The 16,645-nt window shown below is 75.4% G+C and carries 12 protein-coding genes; 9 read left to right on the top strand and 3 right to left on the bottom strand.

What is annotated here, in order from left to right:
- Positions 1-43: 43 nt before the first annotated feature.
- Positions 44-2,566, top strand: coding sequence for a SpoIIE family protein phosphatase (locus COO58_RS01790; protein ID WP_141561844.1), 2,523 nt, complete (start codon positions 44-46; stop codon positions 2,564-2,566).
- Positions 2,567-2,602: 36 nt separating this feature from the next.
- On the opposite strand, the gene COO58_RS01785 is transcribed toward COO58_RS01790, so the two are convergent.
- Positions 2,603-3,670 (bottom strand): glycerophosphodiester phosphodiesterase family protein, encoded by a 1,068-nt coding sequence (locus tag COO58_RS01785; protein WP_098743579.1) that lies wholly within the window; start codon positions 3,668-3,670, stop codon positions 2,603-2,605.
- 162 nt (positions 3,671-3,832) lie between these two features.
- The gene (locus tag COO58_RS01780; protein WP_098746039.1) at positions 3,833-6,190 is read right to left on the bottom strand and encodes a DUF4153 domain-containing protein; all 2,358 of its coding nucleotides are present in this window, start codon (positions 6,188-6,190) and stop codon (positions 3,833-3,835) included.
- Between the two features lie 163 nt (positions 6,191-6,353).
- Here COO58_RS01780 and COO58_RS01775 point away from each other — a divergent pair, with 163 nt between their 5' ends.
- Complete coding sequence (locus tag COO58_RS01775; RefSeq protein WP_091581512.1) at positions 6,354-7,256, top strand: lytic polysaccharide monooxygenase; 903 nt, start codon at positions 6,354-6,356, stop codon at positions 7,254-7,256.
- A 3-nt stretch (positions 7,257-7,259) separates the two neighbouring features.
- Here COO58_RS01775 and mgrA read toward each other — a convergent pair whose 3' ends face one another.
- Entirely contained in the window at positions 7,260-8,249 is a 990-nt protein-coding gene (mgrA, locus tag COO58_RS01770) for an L-glyceraldehyde 3-phosphate reductase (RefSeq protein ID WP_098743577.1), read from the bottom strand.
- Positions 8,250-8,314: 65 nt separating this feature from the next.
- Between mgrA and COO58_RS01765 the strand changes: the two genes are divergently transcribed.
- The 7 genes from COO58_RS01765 to COO58_RS01735 all read left to right on the top strand — a co-directional run bounded on the left by COO58_RS01765 (position 8,315) and on the right by COO58_RS01735 (position 16,310).
- Positions 8,315-9,283 (top strand): aldo/keto reductase, encoded by a 969-nt coding sequence (locus COO58_RS01765; RefSeq protein ID WP_098743576.1) that lies wholly within the window; start codon positions 8,315-8,317, stop codon positions 9,281-9,283.
- Between the two features lie 4 nt (positions 9,284-9,287).
- On the top strand, positions 9,288-9,785 hold the full coding sequence (locus COO58_RS01760) for a hemerythrin domain-containing protein (RefSeq protein WP_091581503.1): 498 nt from the start codon (positions 9,288-9,290) through the stop codon (positions 9,783-9,785).
- Between the two features lie 57 nt (positions 9,786-9,842).
- Positions 9,843-11,093 (top strand): sensor histidine kinase, encoded by a 1,251-nt coding sequence (locus COO58_RS01755; RefSeq protein ID WP_098746037.1) that lies wholly within the window; start codon positions 9,843-9,845, stop codon positions 11,091-11,093.
- Positions 11,090-11,740 (top strand): response regulator transcription factor, encoded by a 651-nt coding sequence (locus tag COO58_RS01750; RefSeq protein WP_091581495.1) that lies wholly within the window; start codon positions 11,090-11,092, stop codon positions 11,738-11,740. The genes COO58_RS01755 and COO58_RS01750 overlap by 4 nt, the downstream gene beginning before the upstream one ends.
- A gap of 78 nt (positions 11,741-11,818) precedes the next feature.
- Complete coding sequence (locus COO58_RS01745) at positions 11,819-12,829, top strand: hypothetical protein (RefSeq protein ID WP_098743574.1); 1,011 nt, start codon at positions 11,819-11,821, stop codon at positions 12,827-12,829.
- A 71-nt stretch (positions 12,830-12,900) separates the two neighbouring features.
- Entirely contained in the window at positions 12,901-14,355 is a 1,455-nt protein-coding gene (locus COO58_RS01740; protein ID WP_098743573.1) for a magnesium chelatase, read from the top strand.
- Positions 14,356-14,357: 2 nt separating this feature from the next.
- The gene (locus tag COO58_RS01735; protein WP_098743571.1) at positions 14,358-16,310 is read left to right on the top strand and encodes a VWA domain-containing protein; all 1,953 of its coding nucleotides are present in this window, start codon (positions 14,358-14,360) and stop codon (positions 16,308-16,310) included.
- The last annotated feature ends 335 nt before the right edge of the window (positions 16,311-16,645 follow it).

Raw genomic sequence — 16,645 nt, 5'->3', positions numbered from 1 at the left:
CCGGGCCCGTCGGTCGGCCCTCGTACGGATGAGGGAGGGCGGGGTGCGGGATCGGGTCGGGCGCACGGTCGACGACGGCAGCGGCCTGCTCCCGTCCGACGTCCTGCGCCGTACCGGCGCCGAGGTGGCGGTCCTCGTCCTGCTCGACCCCGCCGGCACGCAGCTGGACCTGATCTACTCCGTCGGCATGGTGCCCGAGCTGGCCGAGACCTGGGCCCGTTTCCCGCTCGCCGCGCCGGTCGGCATCTCCCGCGCCGCCCGCACCGGTGAGGTGGTGGAGGCGGGGTCGTTCCGGGAGCGGCTGATCCGCTTCCCGGCGACCGCGAGCCTGCCCACCGCCGACGTCGAGGGCCTGGTGGCCGCACCGCTGTGGCACCCGGACGGCGACGGGACGGTCGTCGGCGCGCTCAGTCTCGGCTTCCGGGGCCACGTGCCGCCAGGCACGGTGGAGGCGGCGACCGGCCTCGCCGCGTACGCCGCCGGGCGGGTGCGCGCGGCCGGGCTGCGGCACGGTGCCCACGTGCCGGTCGCCGAGGAGCCCGGACCACCCGGCCCGTCGCCGGTGGCCACCCTGGGGCACGGCCCGGCGGTGTCCGCCATCGACCAGGCGCTGCTGGAGACGATCCTGCTCCACCTGCCGGTCGGGGTCAGCGTGCTGGACCGGGACCTGCGCTTCGTCATGGCCAACCAGCGGGCCGCCGAGATCAATGGCCGGCCGGCCGCCGAGCACCCCGGCCGGCACCTGCGCGAGGTGCTGCCGGAGCTGCCCGAGTCGTTCGCCGAGCAGCTCCGGCAGGTGATCGACACCGGGCGTCCGCTGGTCAATCTGGACGTCGTCGGTCCCACCCCGGGACGACCCGGCCAACGGCGGTGGCGGGGCAGCTACTACCCGGTGCACGGGTCCACACCGGTGGGCCCGGTCGGCATCGCGGCCGTCTTCGACGAGGTGCCCGACGAGGCGACGGTCGGCGTCGAGCAGCTCACCGCGGACCGGGCCACCATGCTCACCGCCCTCGACACGCTGGTGGAGAACGCGCCGGTCGGGGTGGCCCTGCTCGACACCGACCTGCGCTACCTCAAGATCAACCCTGTCCTCGCGGCGTGGAACGGTCGCCCGGTCGGCGACCACCTCGGCCGCCGGGTGCCCGACCTGTTCCCCGAGCTGGGTCCGGTCGTCGAGCCGCTGATGCGGGAGGTCGCCGAGACCGGCGCGGTGCGCGACGTCGAGGTGGTACGTGCCGGCCGGACGTACCTGAGCAGTTTCTTCGCGGTGCCGGGCGGCGGCGGGCGGGCCGGCGCGGTGGCCGTCCTCATCACCGACGTCACCTCGCGGCGGCGCGAGGAACGGCGGGCCCGCCGGGTGCAGGAGTTCACCGCCGCGCTCTCCCAGGCGGTCTCCGTGGCCGAGGTGGTCGCGGCGGTCCGGGACGGCGCCGGTCCGGCGGCCGAGGCGACCGTAGCGGCCGTCGCGCTCCTCGACGAGGCGGGCCGGCAGATCCGTTTCCCGCCCACCGGCCAGGAGCCCCCGTCGCGGTGGAAGGCGGTCGGGCGGGACGCCGTTCACCCGATCGCGGCCACCTTCCGGGCCGACGAACCCAGCTTCCACCCGGAGCTCGAACCCCTCCTCGACCGGTTCCCCGACGCCGCCGACGCGATCCGGAACAGTCCCCACCGGTCGTGGGCGATGGTGCCGCTGCGCGGACGGGGGACCGCCGCCGGGGTGCTCGTCTTCGGGTACGCCGAACCGCAGGAGTTCGAGCCGGCGCGACGCGACTTCCTGGTCACCCTGGCCGGTCTGGCCGGGCAGGCGCTCGCCCGGGCGCAGCTCTACGAGCGGGAGCACGCCACCGCCGTACGCCTGCAACGCAGCCTCCTGCCGTCGCGGCTGCCGGCGGTGCCCGGAGCCGAGCTGGCGGCGGTCTACCTGGCCGGCGACGCGGTGGGGGTCGGCGGCGACTTCTACGACGTGTTCCCGGTCGACGGTGCCGCCGGCCGGGAGTGGGTCCTCGTGGTCGGCGACGTCGCCGGCCGGGGCGTGGACGCCGCCAGCGTGACCGGCCTGGCCCGGCACACGCTGCGGATCACCGCGGCGCTGGCGGAGCCCGCCACCGCCCTGCGCCAGCTGCACGTCCGGCTCCGGGACGACCCCGACGTGGACCGGTTCCTCAGCGTGGTGTGCGGGCGGCTACGGCTGCGCGACGGCGGTGCCGACCTGGACGTGGCCTCGGGCGGCCACCCGCCCGCGCTGGTCCGCCGGGCCGACGGGCGGGTCGAGGTGATCACCGTGCCGGGCGTGCTGCTGGGCGCCTTCCCCGAGGTGCGGCTCGGGCGTCGGTCGGTCGCCCTCGAGGCCGGCGACACCGTGCTGTTCTACACCGACGGGGTGATCGAGGCGCGCGGGCCGGGCGGGCTCTTCGGCGAGGAACGCCTGGTGGAGCTGCTGCGCGACGCGCCGGACAGCACGCCGCGGCAGCTGGTGGAGCTGGTGCGCGACGGGGTGGCCGCCTACCAGAGCGGCCCGGTCGCCGACGACATCGCGATCCTGGCGCTGCGCGTCGGCGGCTGAGGAGGGGCCACGTGGGCCCCGCCCCGCCCCCACCGCTCAGCGCGCCCGGTACGCCTTCGGCAGCCGCATGCCCCGCTCGGCCATGAGCTGCCGGACCCGGTTCGGGTAGTCGGTGATGACGCCGTCCACGCCGAGGTCCATCAGCGCCGCCACGGTCGGCATGTCGTCGCAGGTCCACGGCACGACCCGCAACCCGCGTGCGTGCGCGTCCGCGATCATCTTCCGGTCCGGGTAGAACCGGAAGGCCGGGTCGGCGATCGTGCCGTTCTGCGGGAACCCGTAGTTCGGCGAGAGCGTGGTGACGCCCGGGATCGCGTCGGCGGCCCGGACGAAGTCGCCGCCGAAGTCGTCCACGTCCAGCCCGCCCAGCCAGGGCGATGCGCCCGGCTTGCCGACCTGGAGGAAGTCGTAGTTGGTCAGCGCCACCAGCGGCCAGCGCGGCGCGAGCCGGTGCATCACCCGCAGCGCTCCCCAGTCGAACGACTGGATGGTGACCTGCCGCTCGATGCCCGAGCGCCGGATCTCCTCGAAGACCCGCCGGACGAACAGCTCACGCGGCGCGGTCTGCTCGGGCGCCCCCGCCTCCACCTTGGTCTCGATGTTGAGCGTGATCCCACGGGCCCGGTAGCGCTTCACCAGGTCGAGCACGTCGCGCAGCTCGGCCATCCGGGCGCCGGCGACCTGCTCCTGCTCCGGGAAGCCGGGCAGCTGCTGGTAGCCGCAGTCCATGGTCCTGATCTGCGCCAGGGTCAGGTCCTTGACGTACTTCCCGACGTACGGGTACGCCGGGTCGCCCGGACGCACCGGCGCGGTGTCCCGGCACTTCTGCGCGCTGACCTGGCGGTCGTGCGTGACGACGACCTTCTCGTCCCGGGTGACCTGGGTGTCCAGCTCCAGCGTGGTGACGCCGAGGCGCATCGCCTTGGCGAAGCCGGCCAGCGTCTCCTCGGTGGTCATGCCGATGCCACCGCGGTGGGCCTGCAGGTCGAAGTGGGTCCGCTGCGGCGGGACGCCGGGGCGGTCGGCCGGAGCCGCGTGGGCGGCCGCCGGAACGGCCAGCGCCGCGCCGGTGACCAGTGCCGTCAGCACCTGACGGACGGACATGGAGGAACCTCCGCTACCTCGGTTGACGTTCGCGCAGCCGAAGGTAGGCGCGGCGACGGTGGCGGCCGTGGCGGCGAGGTGAGGGGCGGGTGAACGGTCGCGGGCGAGCCGGTCCGTGCCGGTGGCCGGGCCGCGGCGTTCGCGGCCCGGCCACCGGGGACGTCAGCGGGGTCGGCGGGTCTTCGGCAGGTCGAACTGGTCCGCCCGGCGGCAGTCCTTCGGCCCGCCGACCGCCGTCGGCCCGACCCGGTCCAACGCCTGACGGGCCCGCTGGCGGCCGAGGTTCCAGGCGTACCAGGGGTCGCGCTGGTCGAGCTCGTCGGCGATCCAGCTCAGCGTGCAGCGGCGCACCGGGTCGGGCAGCCGGGTGAGCGCGGGTGTGGCGTCGGCGGACAGCGCCCGCAGGTACCAGGCGTCGATCTTGCCGGTCTGCTCGTACCGGAGCGTGTTGCGCCGGGCGGCGTAGTCCTCCGGGTTCAGCACCGCCAGGCCGAGCAGCATCGCCACGGCCAGCGCCACGGTGGCACCGGGGATCCACCGGCCCTGCCAGCGCACGCCCGCCGCCAGGATCATCAGGAAGACCGCGCCGAGCAGCAGCTCGAACGCCATCACGAAGATCCGCTCACCGGTGAAGCTGTAGACCTTCTGGTAGGTCCACATCCGGGACAGCGCGGACACCACGATCACCACGCTGAGCGCGCTGAGCAGCCCGAGCAGCACGCGCAGCAGGACGCGTTCGACCGGCCGCTCCCGCCCGGCCCAGCGACCCACCCCGGCGAGCACCGCCACCGTCAGCAGCGTGACGAAGAGCAGCTGCCAGAAGCCGCTGCGGGCGTACTCGGCGTAGCTGAGCCCGGCGACGTTCTGCACGTGTCGCTGGCCGCCGAAGAGCACGGTGAACTGCACCACCACGAAGCCGGCGAAGAGCAGCGTCAGCGCCCCGATCGCCGGGGCCCACTCCAGCAGGCCGAGCCGGCGCTCACCCGCCCGGTCCACGGTGGACAGGTCGGGCGGTGCGGCCAGCGTGTAGACGGCGGCGACCGCGATCAGCCCACCCACCGCGGCGAGGAAGAGCCAGCCGACGACCGTACCGAGGTCGACCTCGGGCACGAGCGTGCCCAGCGCCTCGGAGAACGCCGCGTCGGCCGATGCGAGCAGGCTGCCGAAGACCACCAGCACGACCAGGGTGGCGACCACCGACACGGTGACCTTGCGGACCGTCGTCGCCTCCGGCGAGGCGCTGACGTGCCGGCGCACCCAGGGCAGGCCACGCAGCGCCGCGAACGGCGTGGCGACGAGGCCGAACAGGATCGAGCGGACCAACCGGCCGCCGGCGATCGCGAGCGTGGCGCAGCCCAGCGCGCCGAGCACGCAGAACGTCACCAGCCACCAGGCGTTGCGGACGGCCGGCACGGCGATCAGGGCCAGGGCCGCCACCGCCCACCCGAGGCGGATCAGCCGGTCGGCGCGGGGCAGTTCGGCGGTCTTCGCGCGGACCGCGAGCAGCACCGCGACGGTGAGCGTCAGCCAGCCCAGGAACCAACCGATGCCGACCCGGCCGAGCGGCACGAAGACCGCGCTGCCCAGCGCGCCGGCGAGCACCGCGAGCGGCACGGCCCGGCCGGTGGCCGGTTTCGGGCCGGGCCACCGGGCGCCGAGGAACGACGTGCGGGCAACCCGGGGCCGGGGAGCCCAGCTCTGCGGCGGCGGGTAGGTGCCCCAGGGCCGCATGTCCTGGTACGGCGGCGCGGCGGGCGGGTGCGGGCCGGCCGGCGCCACCGTGGTGCCGGCGCCGACGGGCGCGGGCTGCGGCCCGGCCTGTCCCGCCGGCCCGGCGGCGGTCACCGCGGACGGGGAGGGTCGCACGGCCGTGACCGCCGGGGGCGATGCCGTGGTGTTCGAGCCCGTGGCGGCCCCGGACGTCGCCGTCGCCGGTCGACGCGCCGGGTCGGCGTCCGCCGCGACCAGGACCGGGCCATCGTCACCCGGGCCATCGTCACCCGGGCCATCGTCGCCCGGGCCATCGTCGCCCGGGCCGCCGTCGGCCGGACCGGCCGCAGCCGGGCTGTCGGCCGCGCTCGGCGCACCGGACGTCGGGCCGGCCCCGGCCGGGCTGCTCCCGCTCGGCTCGCCGGCGGTGCGCCCGCTCTCGGCCGTGCCGGTTGCGACCGGGACGGCTGACTGCCCGCCCGCCCGGGACGGCGGCGCGGTGAGCGTCGGCGCGGTCGCGCCCTCGACGGTCGGTGGACCGGCCTGGGCGGGCACGCCGGTGGCCGGCTGACCGGCCGCCGGGACCAGCGGCACGAACAACGCGTAGCCCTGGGTGCCGGCCGGCACGGTGACCGGGATCGCCCAGGCGGGCTGCCCCTCCGCGCCGGGCCACGGCACCGGCGGTGGCGCGCCCTCCATCGTGGGCAGGACCAGCAGGTACGGCTGGGGGGCGGACGGGACCACGCCCGCCGGTGACCCGTCCGCCGGGGCGGCGCGGGGCGGCTCGGGGGGCTGTGCCGGCTCGGGCAAGGCTCGCTCCTTGATCACAGGGTGTCGTCACTGTAGGGCCCAACCCGGCCGCGCTGCCGCCCCGATTGTCCGTTCGGCCAGCCGAGCCTGACCGGTCGGGGCGTCGACGCGGATCGAACCTTTGCCGCCTCCCGCCCGTACCAGTGCGCGGGAGGTCGATCACATGGACACACGTCGCGCGCTCGCCGCGCTCGCCGCCGTCGCCGCGACGCTGCTGTCCACCGCCGTGCCGGCGAGCGCCCACGGGGCGCCGACCAGCCCGATGAGCCGGGCGGCGGCCTGCGGTCCGGAGGGCGGCCGGGCACAGACACCGGCCTGCCGCGCCGCGATCGCCGCCGGCGCGGCGGTACGCGAGTGGGACAACATCCGGGTGGCCCGGATCGACGGGCGGGACCGGGAACGCATCCCGGACGGGGAGCTGTGCAGTGGCGGGCTCTCCGCGTACCGGGGACTGGACCTGCCGCGCAGCGACTGGCCCGCCACCACGCTCACGGCCGGGGCCCGGCACACGTTCCGCTATCGCACCACCATCCCGCACGAGGGCACGTTCCGGTTCTACGTGACCACCCGGTCGTACGCCCCGGACCGGCGTCTGACCTGGGCCGACGTCGAGGAGAAGCCGTTCCTGGAGGTCACCGACCCGCCGATCCGGGCCGGCGCGTACGAGATGCCGGGACGGTTGCCGACCGGGCGCACGGGCCGGCACCTGATCTACGTGATCTGGCAGAACTCGAGCACCCAGGACACCTACTACTCCTGCTCCGACGTGATCTTCCGGGCCGCCGCGAGTGGCTCCGGGAGCAGGAGCAAGCCGTCGGCGAGCGCGGCGGCCCCGCGTACCCTCGCCGTGCCGGCGACCGGCGACGAGCCGGCGGCGGGGGTGCCGGTGGCGGCGGTGACCGACACCGGCCCGCTCTCCCGGCCGCTGGTCATCGGCGCGGCGGCGGTGGTCACCGCGCTGCTGGCGACAGTGGTCGGCCTGCGGCTGCGACGGGCCGGCGGCCCGCCGCCCGGGCGGCCGTGCGGGGTGCGCAACCACCGCGCCGGGCGGCGCCGGATCTGGTGAGCCTCAGTCGAGCAGCTGCTCGATCTCGGCCAGGTCCTCGCCGGCCAGGTCGAGGTTGTCCAGCGCGGCGACGTTGCCCTCCAGCTGGGCGACGCTGCTCGCGCCGACGATGAGGCTCGTCATCCGCGGGTCCCGCAGCGCCCACGTCAGGGCGAGCTGGGCCAGGGTCTGGCCCCGCCGCTCGGCCACCGCGGCGAGCCCGCGGACGGTCGCCATCCGCGCCTCGTCCAGGTCGCTCTCGTTGAGGAACACGCTGGTCCGCACGCGCGAGTCGGCCGGGATGCCGCCCAGGTAGCGGTCGGTGAGCAGGCCCTGGGCCAGCGGGCTGTAGGCGATGCAGCCGGCGCCCACCTGCTCCAGCGTGTCGAGCAGGCCGTCGGACTCGGTCCAGCGGTTGAGCATCGAGTACGACGGCTGGTTGATCAGCAGCGGGGTGCCCAGGTCACGGAGGATCTCGGCGGCCCGGGCGGTCTGTTCCGAGTCGTAGTTGGAGATGCCGACGTAGAGCGCCTTGCCGGACCGGACGACGGCGTCCAGCGCGCCCATCGTCTCCTCCAGCGGGGTGTCCGGGTCGAACCGGTGCGAGTAGAAGATGTCGACGTGGTCCAGGCCCATCCGGCGCAGCGACTGGTCCAGCGACGAGATCAGATACTTGCGCGAGCCCCACTCGCCGTACGGGCCGGGCCACATCAGATAGCCGGCCTTGGTGGAGACGACCAGTTCGTCGCGGTAGGGCCTCAGGTCGGTGGCGAGCAGCCGACCGAAGTTCTCCTCCGCCGACCCCGGCGGCGGGCCGTAGTTGTTGGCCAGGTCGAAGTGGGTGATGCCGAGGTCGAACGCGCGGCGGACGATGTCGCGCTGCCGCTCGAAGGGCCGGTCCGGCCCGAAGTTGTGCCACAGGCCGAGGGAGATGACGGGCAGCCGGAGCCCACTGCGGCCGCTGCGCCGGTAGCGCATCGATTCGTAACGGTCGTCGCTGGCGAGGTAGGTCACCTGATCATTCTGCCGCCACCGGCGAACAGGCGTGCGGTCACGGTGGCGCGGGTAGCGTCGGATCCATGCGTTTCGTGCGGCTCGACACCCCCAAGCCCATCTCCAGGATCGGCCTCGGCACGTGGCAGTTCGGCTCCCGCGAGTGGGGCTACGGCCCCGACTACGAGCGCCGGGCGGCCGAGATCGTGCGGCGGGCGCTCGACCTCGGGGTCACCCTCTTCGACACCGCCGAGCTCTACGGCTTCGGCCGCAGCGAGCGGATCCTCGGCGCCGCGCTCGGCGACGACCGGGCGAAGGTCGTGGTGGCCAGCAAGGTCTTCCCGCTGCTCCCGGTCGCCCCGGTGGTGCAGCAGCGGGCGGTCGCCTCCGCCGCCCGGCTCGGCGTCGACGGCATCGACCTCTACCAGGTGCACCAGCCCAACCCGGTGGTCGCCGACACCACCACCATGAGCGGCATGCGCACGCTCCAGGACGTCGGCCTGGTCGGCGAGGTGGGCGTCAGCAACTACGACCTGCGCCGGTGGCGGTTCGCCGAGGCCGCGCTGGGCCGCCGGGTGCTGAGCAACCAGGTCCGCTACAGCATGATCGACCGCGGCCCCGAGGAGGACCTGATCCCGTACGCGGAGCAGGCCGGCCGGATTGTCATCGCGTACAGCCCGTTGGCCCAGGGCTTCCTCTCCGGCCGCTACGACGCCACCAACCCGCCGGCCGGGGCGGTGCGCCGGGCCAACCCGTACTTCCTGCCGGAGAACCTGGAACGCGGCACCGAGCTGATCGCCACGCTGCGCGAGGTGGCCGACGCGCACGACGCCACGCCGAGCCAGATCGCGCTGGCGTACGTGCTGCGGCACCCGAACGTGGTCGCCATCCCGGGCGCGTCCGGAGTGGAGCAGATGGAACGCAACGCGGCCGCCGCCGAGATCGACCTGACCGACGACGAGTACGCCGCGCTGGCCACCGCCGCGCGCGCGTTCCGCCCGGTCACCGGCCTGGCCGCCGTACCGAAGATGATCCGCGCTCGACTGGGGAAGTGACCGCATGGACGACATCACCGCACTGATCCTGGACGACCACGCCGCCTTCCGGCGCGGCTTCGCCCGGCTCGACGACGCCCGCGACCCGGCCGAGATGCTGGCGATCTGGGAGGCGCTCGCCCTGCACCTGGACATCCACGCCGAGGCGGAGGAGGCGATCCTCTACCCGCACCTGGTCAAGCACGGCGACGACGGCGAGGACGAGACCGCCGACGCCATCGGCGACCACAACAAGATCCGTGACGCGGTCGCCGAGTCGAAGCGGCACGAGGTCGGCTCGGACGCCTGGTGGGCGGCGGTGGGCACGGCCCGCAAGGAGAACAGCGAGCACCTGGCCGAGGAGGAGGACGAGGCGCTGCCCGACTTCCGCCGGCACGCGAGCGTGGAACTGCGGGCCGAGCTGGGGGCACGGTGGCTCACCTTCTACGGCGAGCACAAGAACGGTCGGAACCTGCGCTTCCACGACAAGGACCCGGAGGCCTACGTCCGCGACCACCGCTGAGGACAACTCCCCGGCGTGGGGGAGTCGCGGGCCGGCCGGCGGCGGGACAATGACCCGGTGACGGTCCGGGGTGTCCTCGCGCCGCTGGTGCGCGGCAGCACCTGGCGGCGCGCCGTGTTCCTGCTGCTCGGCGGCGTGCTCGCGCTGCCGTACGCGCTGCTGGCGGTGGCGTTCGCCCAGATGCTGACCAGCAGCGGGGTGCCGCGTCCACCCGGCGTCGGGCTGCTGCTGGTCGGCGTCGGGCTCGCGGTGGTGCCGGTGTTCCTGGCCGGCAGCCGGGCACTGGAGATCGCCGCCGCCCGCGCGCTGCTCGCGGTCGACCTGCCGGAACCCGCCCCCGGCCACCGGATCGACCGGGAGACCCGGCTGCGCGCCGCGCTCTGGATCGCGCTGCACCTGGCCACCGGCGCGGTGGTGCTGTTCGCCGCGATCAGCGCGTTCCCGATGGCGCTGGTCTTCGTCGCCGGCCTGGCCGGGCTCGACGTCGGCGCGGTGTCGGACGAGCCGCTCGGCCCGTTCGACCCGGCCCGCCCGGTGACCGCCGGCCTGGCCGGCGCCGCCGTGCTGGTCGCGCTCGGCTACGCGGTGGCCGGGTTGGGCGCGCTCGCCGCCTCGATGGCCCCGGTGCTGCTCGGCCCCGCCCAGGCCGAGCGGATCGCCGCGCTGGAGGCCCGCGCGGTCCGCCTGGCCGAACGCAACCGGCTGGCCCGGGAGCTGCACGACTCGGTCGGGCACGCGCTGACCGTGGCGACACTCCAGGCCGGCGCCGCCCGGGAACTGCTCGACAGCGACCCCGAGTTCAGCCGGCGGGCGCTGCGGGCCATCGAGGAGACCAGCCGCCGGGCCATGGATGACCTCGACCACGTGCTCGGGCTGCTCCGCGAGACCGACGCCGGGCCGACGCCCGCGCCGAACGCCCCGCAACCCACGCTGGTCGGGCTGGACCGGCTGGTCGCCGCCGCCCGGGCCGCCGGGCTGGTCGTCGAGTCCAGGGTCGACGGGGCGCTGGACGCGCTGCCCGCCGTGGTGTCCCGCGAGGGCTACCGGATCATCCAGGAAGGGCTGACCAACGCCGCCCGGCACGGCCGGGGACCGGTCACGCTGCGGGTCGCCGTACCCCCGCAGGGGTTGGAGATCGAGCTGGTCAACGCCGTGCGTGGCACCACCGGGCCGACCGGCGGCGGGCGCGGGCTGGACGGCATGCGGGAGCGGGTGCTGCTGCTCGGCGGGCACCTCGACGCCGGCCCGCGCGGCGACCGCTGGCGGGTCCGGGCCACCCTGCCCGCGCCCAGGGAGGAGCCCGGGTGACCATCGACGTGCTGATCGTCGACGACGACGAGCTGATCCGGGTCGGCCTGCGGGCCATCGTGGACGCGCAGGCGGACCTGCGCGTCGTCGGCGAGGCGGCGGACGGGGCCGAGGTGCCGCCGCTGGTGGCGAAGCTGCGCCCGGCCGTGGTGCTGATGGACGTGCGGATGCCGGCCATCGACGGCATCCAGGCCACCCGCCGGCTGCTCGCCGCCTCCGCCGACCCGCCCCGGGTGCTGGTGGTCACCACGTTCGCCAACGACGAGTACGTCTACGAGGCGCTGCGCGCCGGGGCGAGCGGCTTCCTGCTCAAACGGGCCCGGCCGGCCGAGGTGGTGGAGGCGATCCGGGTGGTGGCGGCCGGCGAGTCGCTGCTCTTCCCGGCCGCGATCCGGCAGCTCGTCGGCGCGTACGGGCGGCGCGGCGGGGACCGGCTGCACGCCGCGCGGCTGACCGACCGGGAAGCCGAGGTGCTGCGGCTGATGGCGGCCGGGCTGTCCAATCCGGAGATCGCCGCCCGCCTGGTGGTCGGCGTCGAGACGGTGAAGACACACGTCGGGAACGTGCTGGCCAAGCTCGGGGTGCGGGACCGGACGCAGGCGGTCGTCGCCGCCTACGAGTCCGGGTTCGTCGTCCCGGCCGGCTGACCCGGTCCCTCCCACGGGGGAGCGGGTCCACCCCGGCGCGGGAGGGTTCCGGTGGCCGTCCGGCCGAGGCTGAGACGCATGAACCTGCCACTTCGTGATCGACTCGACCCGGTCGCTCCGCTCGCCGCCGCCTGGCTCGGCGGCTGGGGCGTGCTCGCCCTGGTGTCCACGCTGACCGGCGCCGGCTACCCGTTCGGCGCGAACGACCCGCACGGCGGCGACGCCGCCGGCCTGCTCCGACTGGTGCCGGTCTCCGTCGGCCCGCCGCTGTTCGCGGCGGTGCTGCTGACCGCCGCGGTCGCCGCCCTGGCCATGACCGGCACGAGCATCCGCCCGTCCCGTCCGCTGCGCGCCCTGATCACCGGGTACGCGGCGACCGTCGCGCTCGCGTTGGCGGTGGTGGTGCCCGGGATGCGGGTGCTGGCCCTGCTCGGCTACGCGCCGATGCTGATCATCGGCGCGCCGTTCGGCTGGCCGCCGGTGGACTACGCCGAGCTCTTCACCTGGCCGCTGTTCGCCCGCTTCGCCGCCCTGGCCGGCGGGATGCTGCTGGCCGGCGCGCTGGTGCGCTGGCGGCGGCGGGTCGCCGACGGGCCGGCGCCGGCGTGGACCACGCCCGCCTCGGCCGCCCGCTGGGGACGGTGGGCGGCGTGGACCGCCGCCGTGGTCCCGGTGCTCTACGCGCTCACCCGCTTCGCCTGGCTGTTCGACGTCCCGCTCGGCATGACCCGGGAGACCCTCGCCGAGATGCGCGCCGACGGCGCGGTCTGGGCGGGTGCCGGGCTGGGCGCGTTCGCCGTGGTCGGCGCGGTGCTCACGCTGGGACTGGTGGCCCGCTGGGGCGAGCGGTTCCCGCGCTGGCTGCCCGGTCTGGCCGGCCGCCCGGTGCCGGTGCTCCTCGCCGTCGTCCCGGCCGGGCTGGTCGCCCTCGCCGTGCTGGCGGCCAGCCTCGATCTGCTCGCCGCGCCGGAGTTCGCCGACCTGATCCGCGACGGCAACTCCGCCGCCCTGCCGATGGCGCTCTGGCCGGTCTGGGCGGTCGCCCTGGCCGCCGCCGCGTACGCGTACCAGCTGCGGCGGCGGGCCTGAACGCCCCCGGTGGTCGGTCCCGGTCACGGGGCGGGACCGACCACCGGGCGGTGCGGGAATTCTGAGCTAGCGTGGGTCGGGTGACCGCTCCCAACCAGGTTTCCCCGGTCCCGCCCGCCGAGCTGCCCGGCACGCTCGGCGCGTTGCGCGCGACCGGCCACCAGTACCGCACGGTCAAGCAGGAGATCCGCGACAACCTCCTCACCCGGATGCGCGCCGGCGAGGACCGCTTCCCCGGCATCGTGGGCTACCAGGACACGGTGCTGCCCGAGGTCGAGCGCGCGCTGCTCGCCGGCCACGACATGGTGCTGCTCGGCGAACGCGGGCAGGGCAAGACCCGACTGATCCGCGCGCTCGGCGCGCTGCTCGACGAGTGGACCCCGGTGATCCCCGGCTCGGTGCTCAACGAGCACCCGATGCACCCGCTCACCCCGGCGTCCCGCGCGCTCGTCGACTCCGCCGGCGACGACCTGCCGATCGGCTGGCTGCACCGCTCGATGCGCTACGGCGAGAAGCTCGCGACGCCGGACACCAGCGTCGGCGACCTGATCGGCGACGTCGACCCGGTCCGGCTCGCCCAGGGGCGCACCCTCGGCGACCCGGAGACCATCCACTTCGGGTTGGTGCCGCGCACCAACCGGGGTGTCTTCGCCGTCAACGAGCTGCCCGACCTGGCCGAGCGGATCCAGGTGGCGCTGCTCAACGTGCTGGAGGAACGGGACATCCAGGTCCGCGGCTACCAGCTGCGGCTGCCGTTGGACCTGCTGCTGGTGGCCAGCGCCAACCCGGAGGACTACACCAACCGGGGCCGGATCATCACCCCGCTCAAGGACCGCTTCGGCGCCGAGATCCGCACCCACTACCCGCTCGACCTGGAGCTGGAGCTGGCGCTGATCCGGCAGGAGGCCGACCTGGTCGCCGCCGTGCCGGAGCACGTGCTGGAGGTGCTGGCCCGGTTCGCCCGCGCGGTGCGGGAGTCGCCCTCGGTGGACCCGCGCTCCGGCGTCTCCGCCCGGTTCGCCATCGCCGCCGCGGAGACCGTCGCCGCCTCCGCGCTGCGCCGCTCCGGCCTGCTCGCCGGCGCCCCCGCCGACCGGGCCGAGGCGCCCGTCGCGCGGGTCGGCGACGCGGTGTCGGTGACGTCCACGCTGCGCGGGAAGGTCGAGTTCGAGAGCGGCGAGGAGGGACGCGAGACCGAGGTGCTCGGGCACCTGCTGCGTACCGCCACCGCCGAGACGTTCCGGGCCCGGCTGGCCGGGCTGGACCTGTCCGGCTTCACCGCGCTGGTGGCCGAGGGCGAGGTGGTCGAGACCGGGGAGCTGGTCTCCTCGGCCGAGCTGCTGCGCCAGGTCGGCACCGTGCCCGGGCTGGCCAAGGTGCTGGACCGGCTCGGCCTCGGCGACGCGCCCAGCCCGGAGGAGGCGGCCGCCGGCATCGAGTTCGTCCTCGAAGGGCTGCACTTGACCCGCCGGCTGGGCAAGGACGTCACCGAGTCCGGGCGCACCGTCTACGGCGGCCGGGGCTGACCGTGGCCGGCAACCGGTTCCGGTACGGCCAGTGGCGTGGCGGGCCCGACCCGCTCGCCCCGCCGTACGACGTGCGCGCCGCGGTGGACGCGGTCGGCGCGGAGGTCCTGGCCGGCGGCAGCCTGCGGGAGTCGCTGCGCGAGCTGCTGCGGCGCGGCCCGCAGGGGCGCGGCGGCCTAGACGACCTGGCCGCCCGGGCCCGCCGGCTGCGCCGGGAGGCGTTGCGCCGGGGCGACCTGGACGGCGCGGTGACCCGGGCCCGGGCCCTGCTCGACCAGGCGATCGCCGCGGAACGCGACGAGCTGCGCGGTCGTGACGGCGACGACGCGCGGTTCGCCGAGGCGGTCCTGGACAACCTGCCCGGCTCCACCGCCCGCGCGGTGGCCGAGCTGGAGGGGTACGAGTGGGCCAGCGCCGAGGCGCGGCAGACCTACCAGCGGATCCTCGACGGGCTGCGCGGCGAGGTGCTGGAACAGCGCTTCGCCGGCCTGCGCGACGCGGCGCGGGCCGCCGCCGACCCGGCCGCCCAGCGGCAGCTCGCCGAGATGATGCGCGACCTCAACGACCTGCTCGCCCGGCACGCCCGCTCGGAGGACACCACCGACGCGTTCGCCGAGTTCATGCGCCGGCACGGGGAGTTCTTCCCGGAGAGCCCGCGCGACGTCGACGAGCTGGTCGACGTGCTGGCCCGCCGGGCGGCGGCGGGGGAGCGGCTGATGCGGTCGCTGTCGGACCGGCAGCGCGAGGAGTTGGCCGGGCTGATGCGCCAGTCCCTCGGCGACCGGCTCGCCGGTGAGCTGTCCCAGCTCGACGAGCACCTGCGGTCGTTGCGCCCCGACCTGAACTGGCGGCGCGGCGAGCGGGTCCGGGGCGACCAGCCCCTCGGGTACGGCGAGGCCGCCGGCGCGCTCGACGAGATCGCCGAACTCGACGAGCTGCTGGACTCCCTCGACCAGGACCAGCCGGGCGCCACCCTGGACGACGTCGACGTCGAGGCGGTCGCCCGGACGCTCGGCCGGGAGGCCGCCGACGACGTACGCCGGCTGCGCGAGCTGGAGCGGGAACTGCGCCGCCAGGGCTGGGTCACCCGGGACGCGGAGGGGCTGACGCTCAGCCCGAAGGCGTTGCGCCGGCTGGCCGGCACCGCGCTGCGCCGCGTCTTCGCCGACCTGACGGCCGGCCCGCGCGGCCAGCACGACCTGCGCTCGGCCGGTGCCGCCGGCGAGGTGAGCGGCGGCTCCCGCCCCTGGGAGTACGGCGACGAGCAGCCGCTGGACGTGGTGCGCACGCTCACCCGCGCGGTCCGCCGATCCGGCACCGGGGTGCCGGTGCAGCTCGCGGTCGAGGACTTCGAGGTGATGGAGACCGAGCGCCGGGCGTCCGCCGCGGTGGTGCTCTGCGTCGACCTGTCGTACTCGATGATCTCCCAGGGGCGCTGGGGGCCGATGAAGCAGACGGCGCTGGCCCTGTCCCACCTGATGGCGACCCGGTTCCCGCAGGACGCGTTGCAGATCGTGGGCTTCGGGCGGGAGGCGATGCCGCTGACCCAGCAGGAGTTGGCCGCGGTGGAGCCGGACATGCAGCAGGGCACCAACCTGCAGCACGCGCTGCGGCTGGCCGGCCGGCACCTGCGCCGCCACCCGGGCGCCGAGCCGGTGGTGCTCGTGGTCACCGACGGCGAACCCACCGCCCACCTGGACCCGGAGGACGGCGAGGCGTACTTCCACTGGCCGCCGCTGCCGGAGACCATCACGGCGACGATCCGCGAGGTGGACAAGCTGACCCGGTACGGCGTCGCGCTCAACCTGTTCATGCTCGGGGACGACCCCGGGCTGCGCCGGTTCGTGGACGCGGTGGCGCGGCGGTCGAGGGGCCGGATGTTCACGCCCGACCTCGACGATCTCGGCGAGTACGTGGTCTCCGACTATCTGCGCGCCCGCCACGGCCGCCGCTGACCCGCTCCCGCCGCGACCCCGCGCCCCCGCGCCCTCGGCGTCGAGGCGGCCGCTCCCCGTCCCTCGGTTGAGGGTGGTCGCCGCCCCGCACGGCGCCTGTCGCGGCAGTCCATGCGCCCCTCCCGCCCTTGTCTTTGCGCCCCGCTCGACGGGTTGATCAAGGAGTTTGCGGCTTGCCTCCGGGGCCGCATGTCGACTCCTTCATCGATGGCCCGGGCGACCCAGCGGCACATCACTTCTGCGCGATATACCGCTGGGTCATGAATATGACTCAGCGGTATATCGGTCTTGCGACTGCTCGGCCTGCCGACTGGCTACTGACAGTGGTCGGGCTT

This window comes from Micromonospora sp. WMMA1996, assembly GCF_002573675.1.
Classification (GTDB): domain Bacteria; phylum Actinomycetota; class Actinomycetes; order Mycobacteriales; family Micromonosporaceae; genus Micromonospora; species Micromonospora sediminicola.
This window is presented reverse-complemented; position numbering and strand designations above follow the sequence as displayed.

What these genes read in the sequence shown, in the direction of transcription:
- COO58_RS01785 (WP_098743579.1), bottom strand. Translation starts at nt 3,670, where the DNA reads ATGTCCGTCCGTCAGGTGCTGACGGCACTGGTCACCGGCGCGGCGCTG.
- COO58_RS01775 (WP_091581512.1), top strand. Translation starts at nt 6,354, where the DNA reads ATGGACACACGTCGCGCGCTCGCCGCGCTCGCCGCCGTCGCCGCGACG.
- COO58_RS01765 (WP_098743576.1), top strand. Translation starts at nt 8,315, where the DNA reads ATGCGTTTCGTGCGGCTCGACACCCCCAAGCCCATCTCCAGGATCGGC.
- COO58_RS01760 (WP_091581503.1), top strand. Translation starts at nt 9,288, where the DNA reads ATGGACGACATCACCGCACTGATCCTGGACGACCACGCCGCCTTCCGG.
- COO58_RS01745 (WP_098743574.1), top strand. Translation starts at nt 11,819, where the DNA reads ATGAACCTGCCACTTCGTGATCGACTCGACCCGGTCGCTCCGCTCGCC.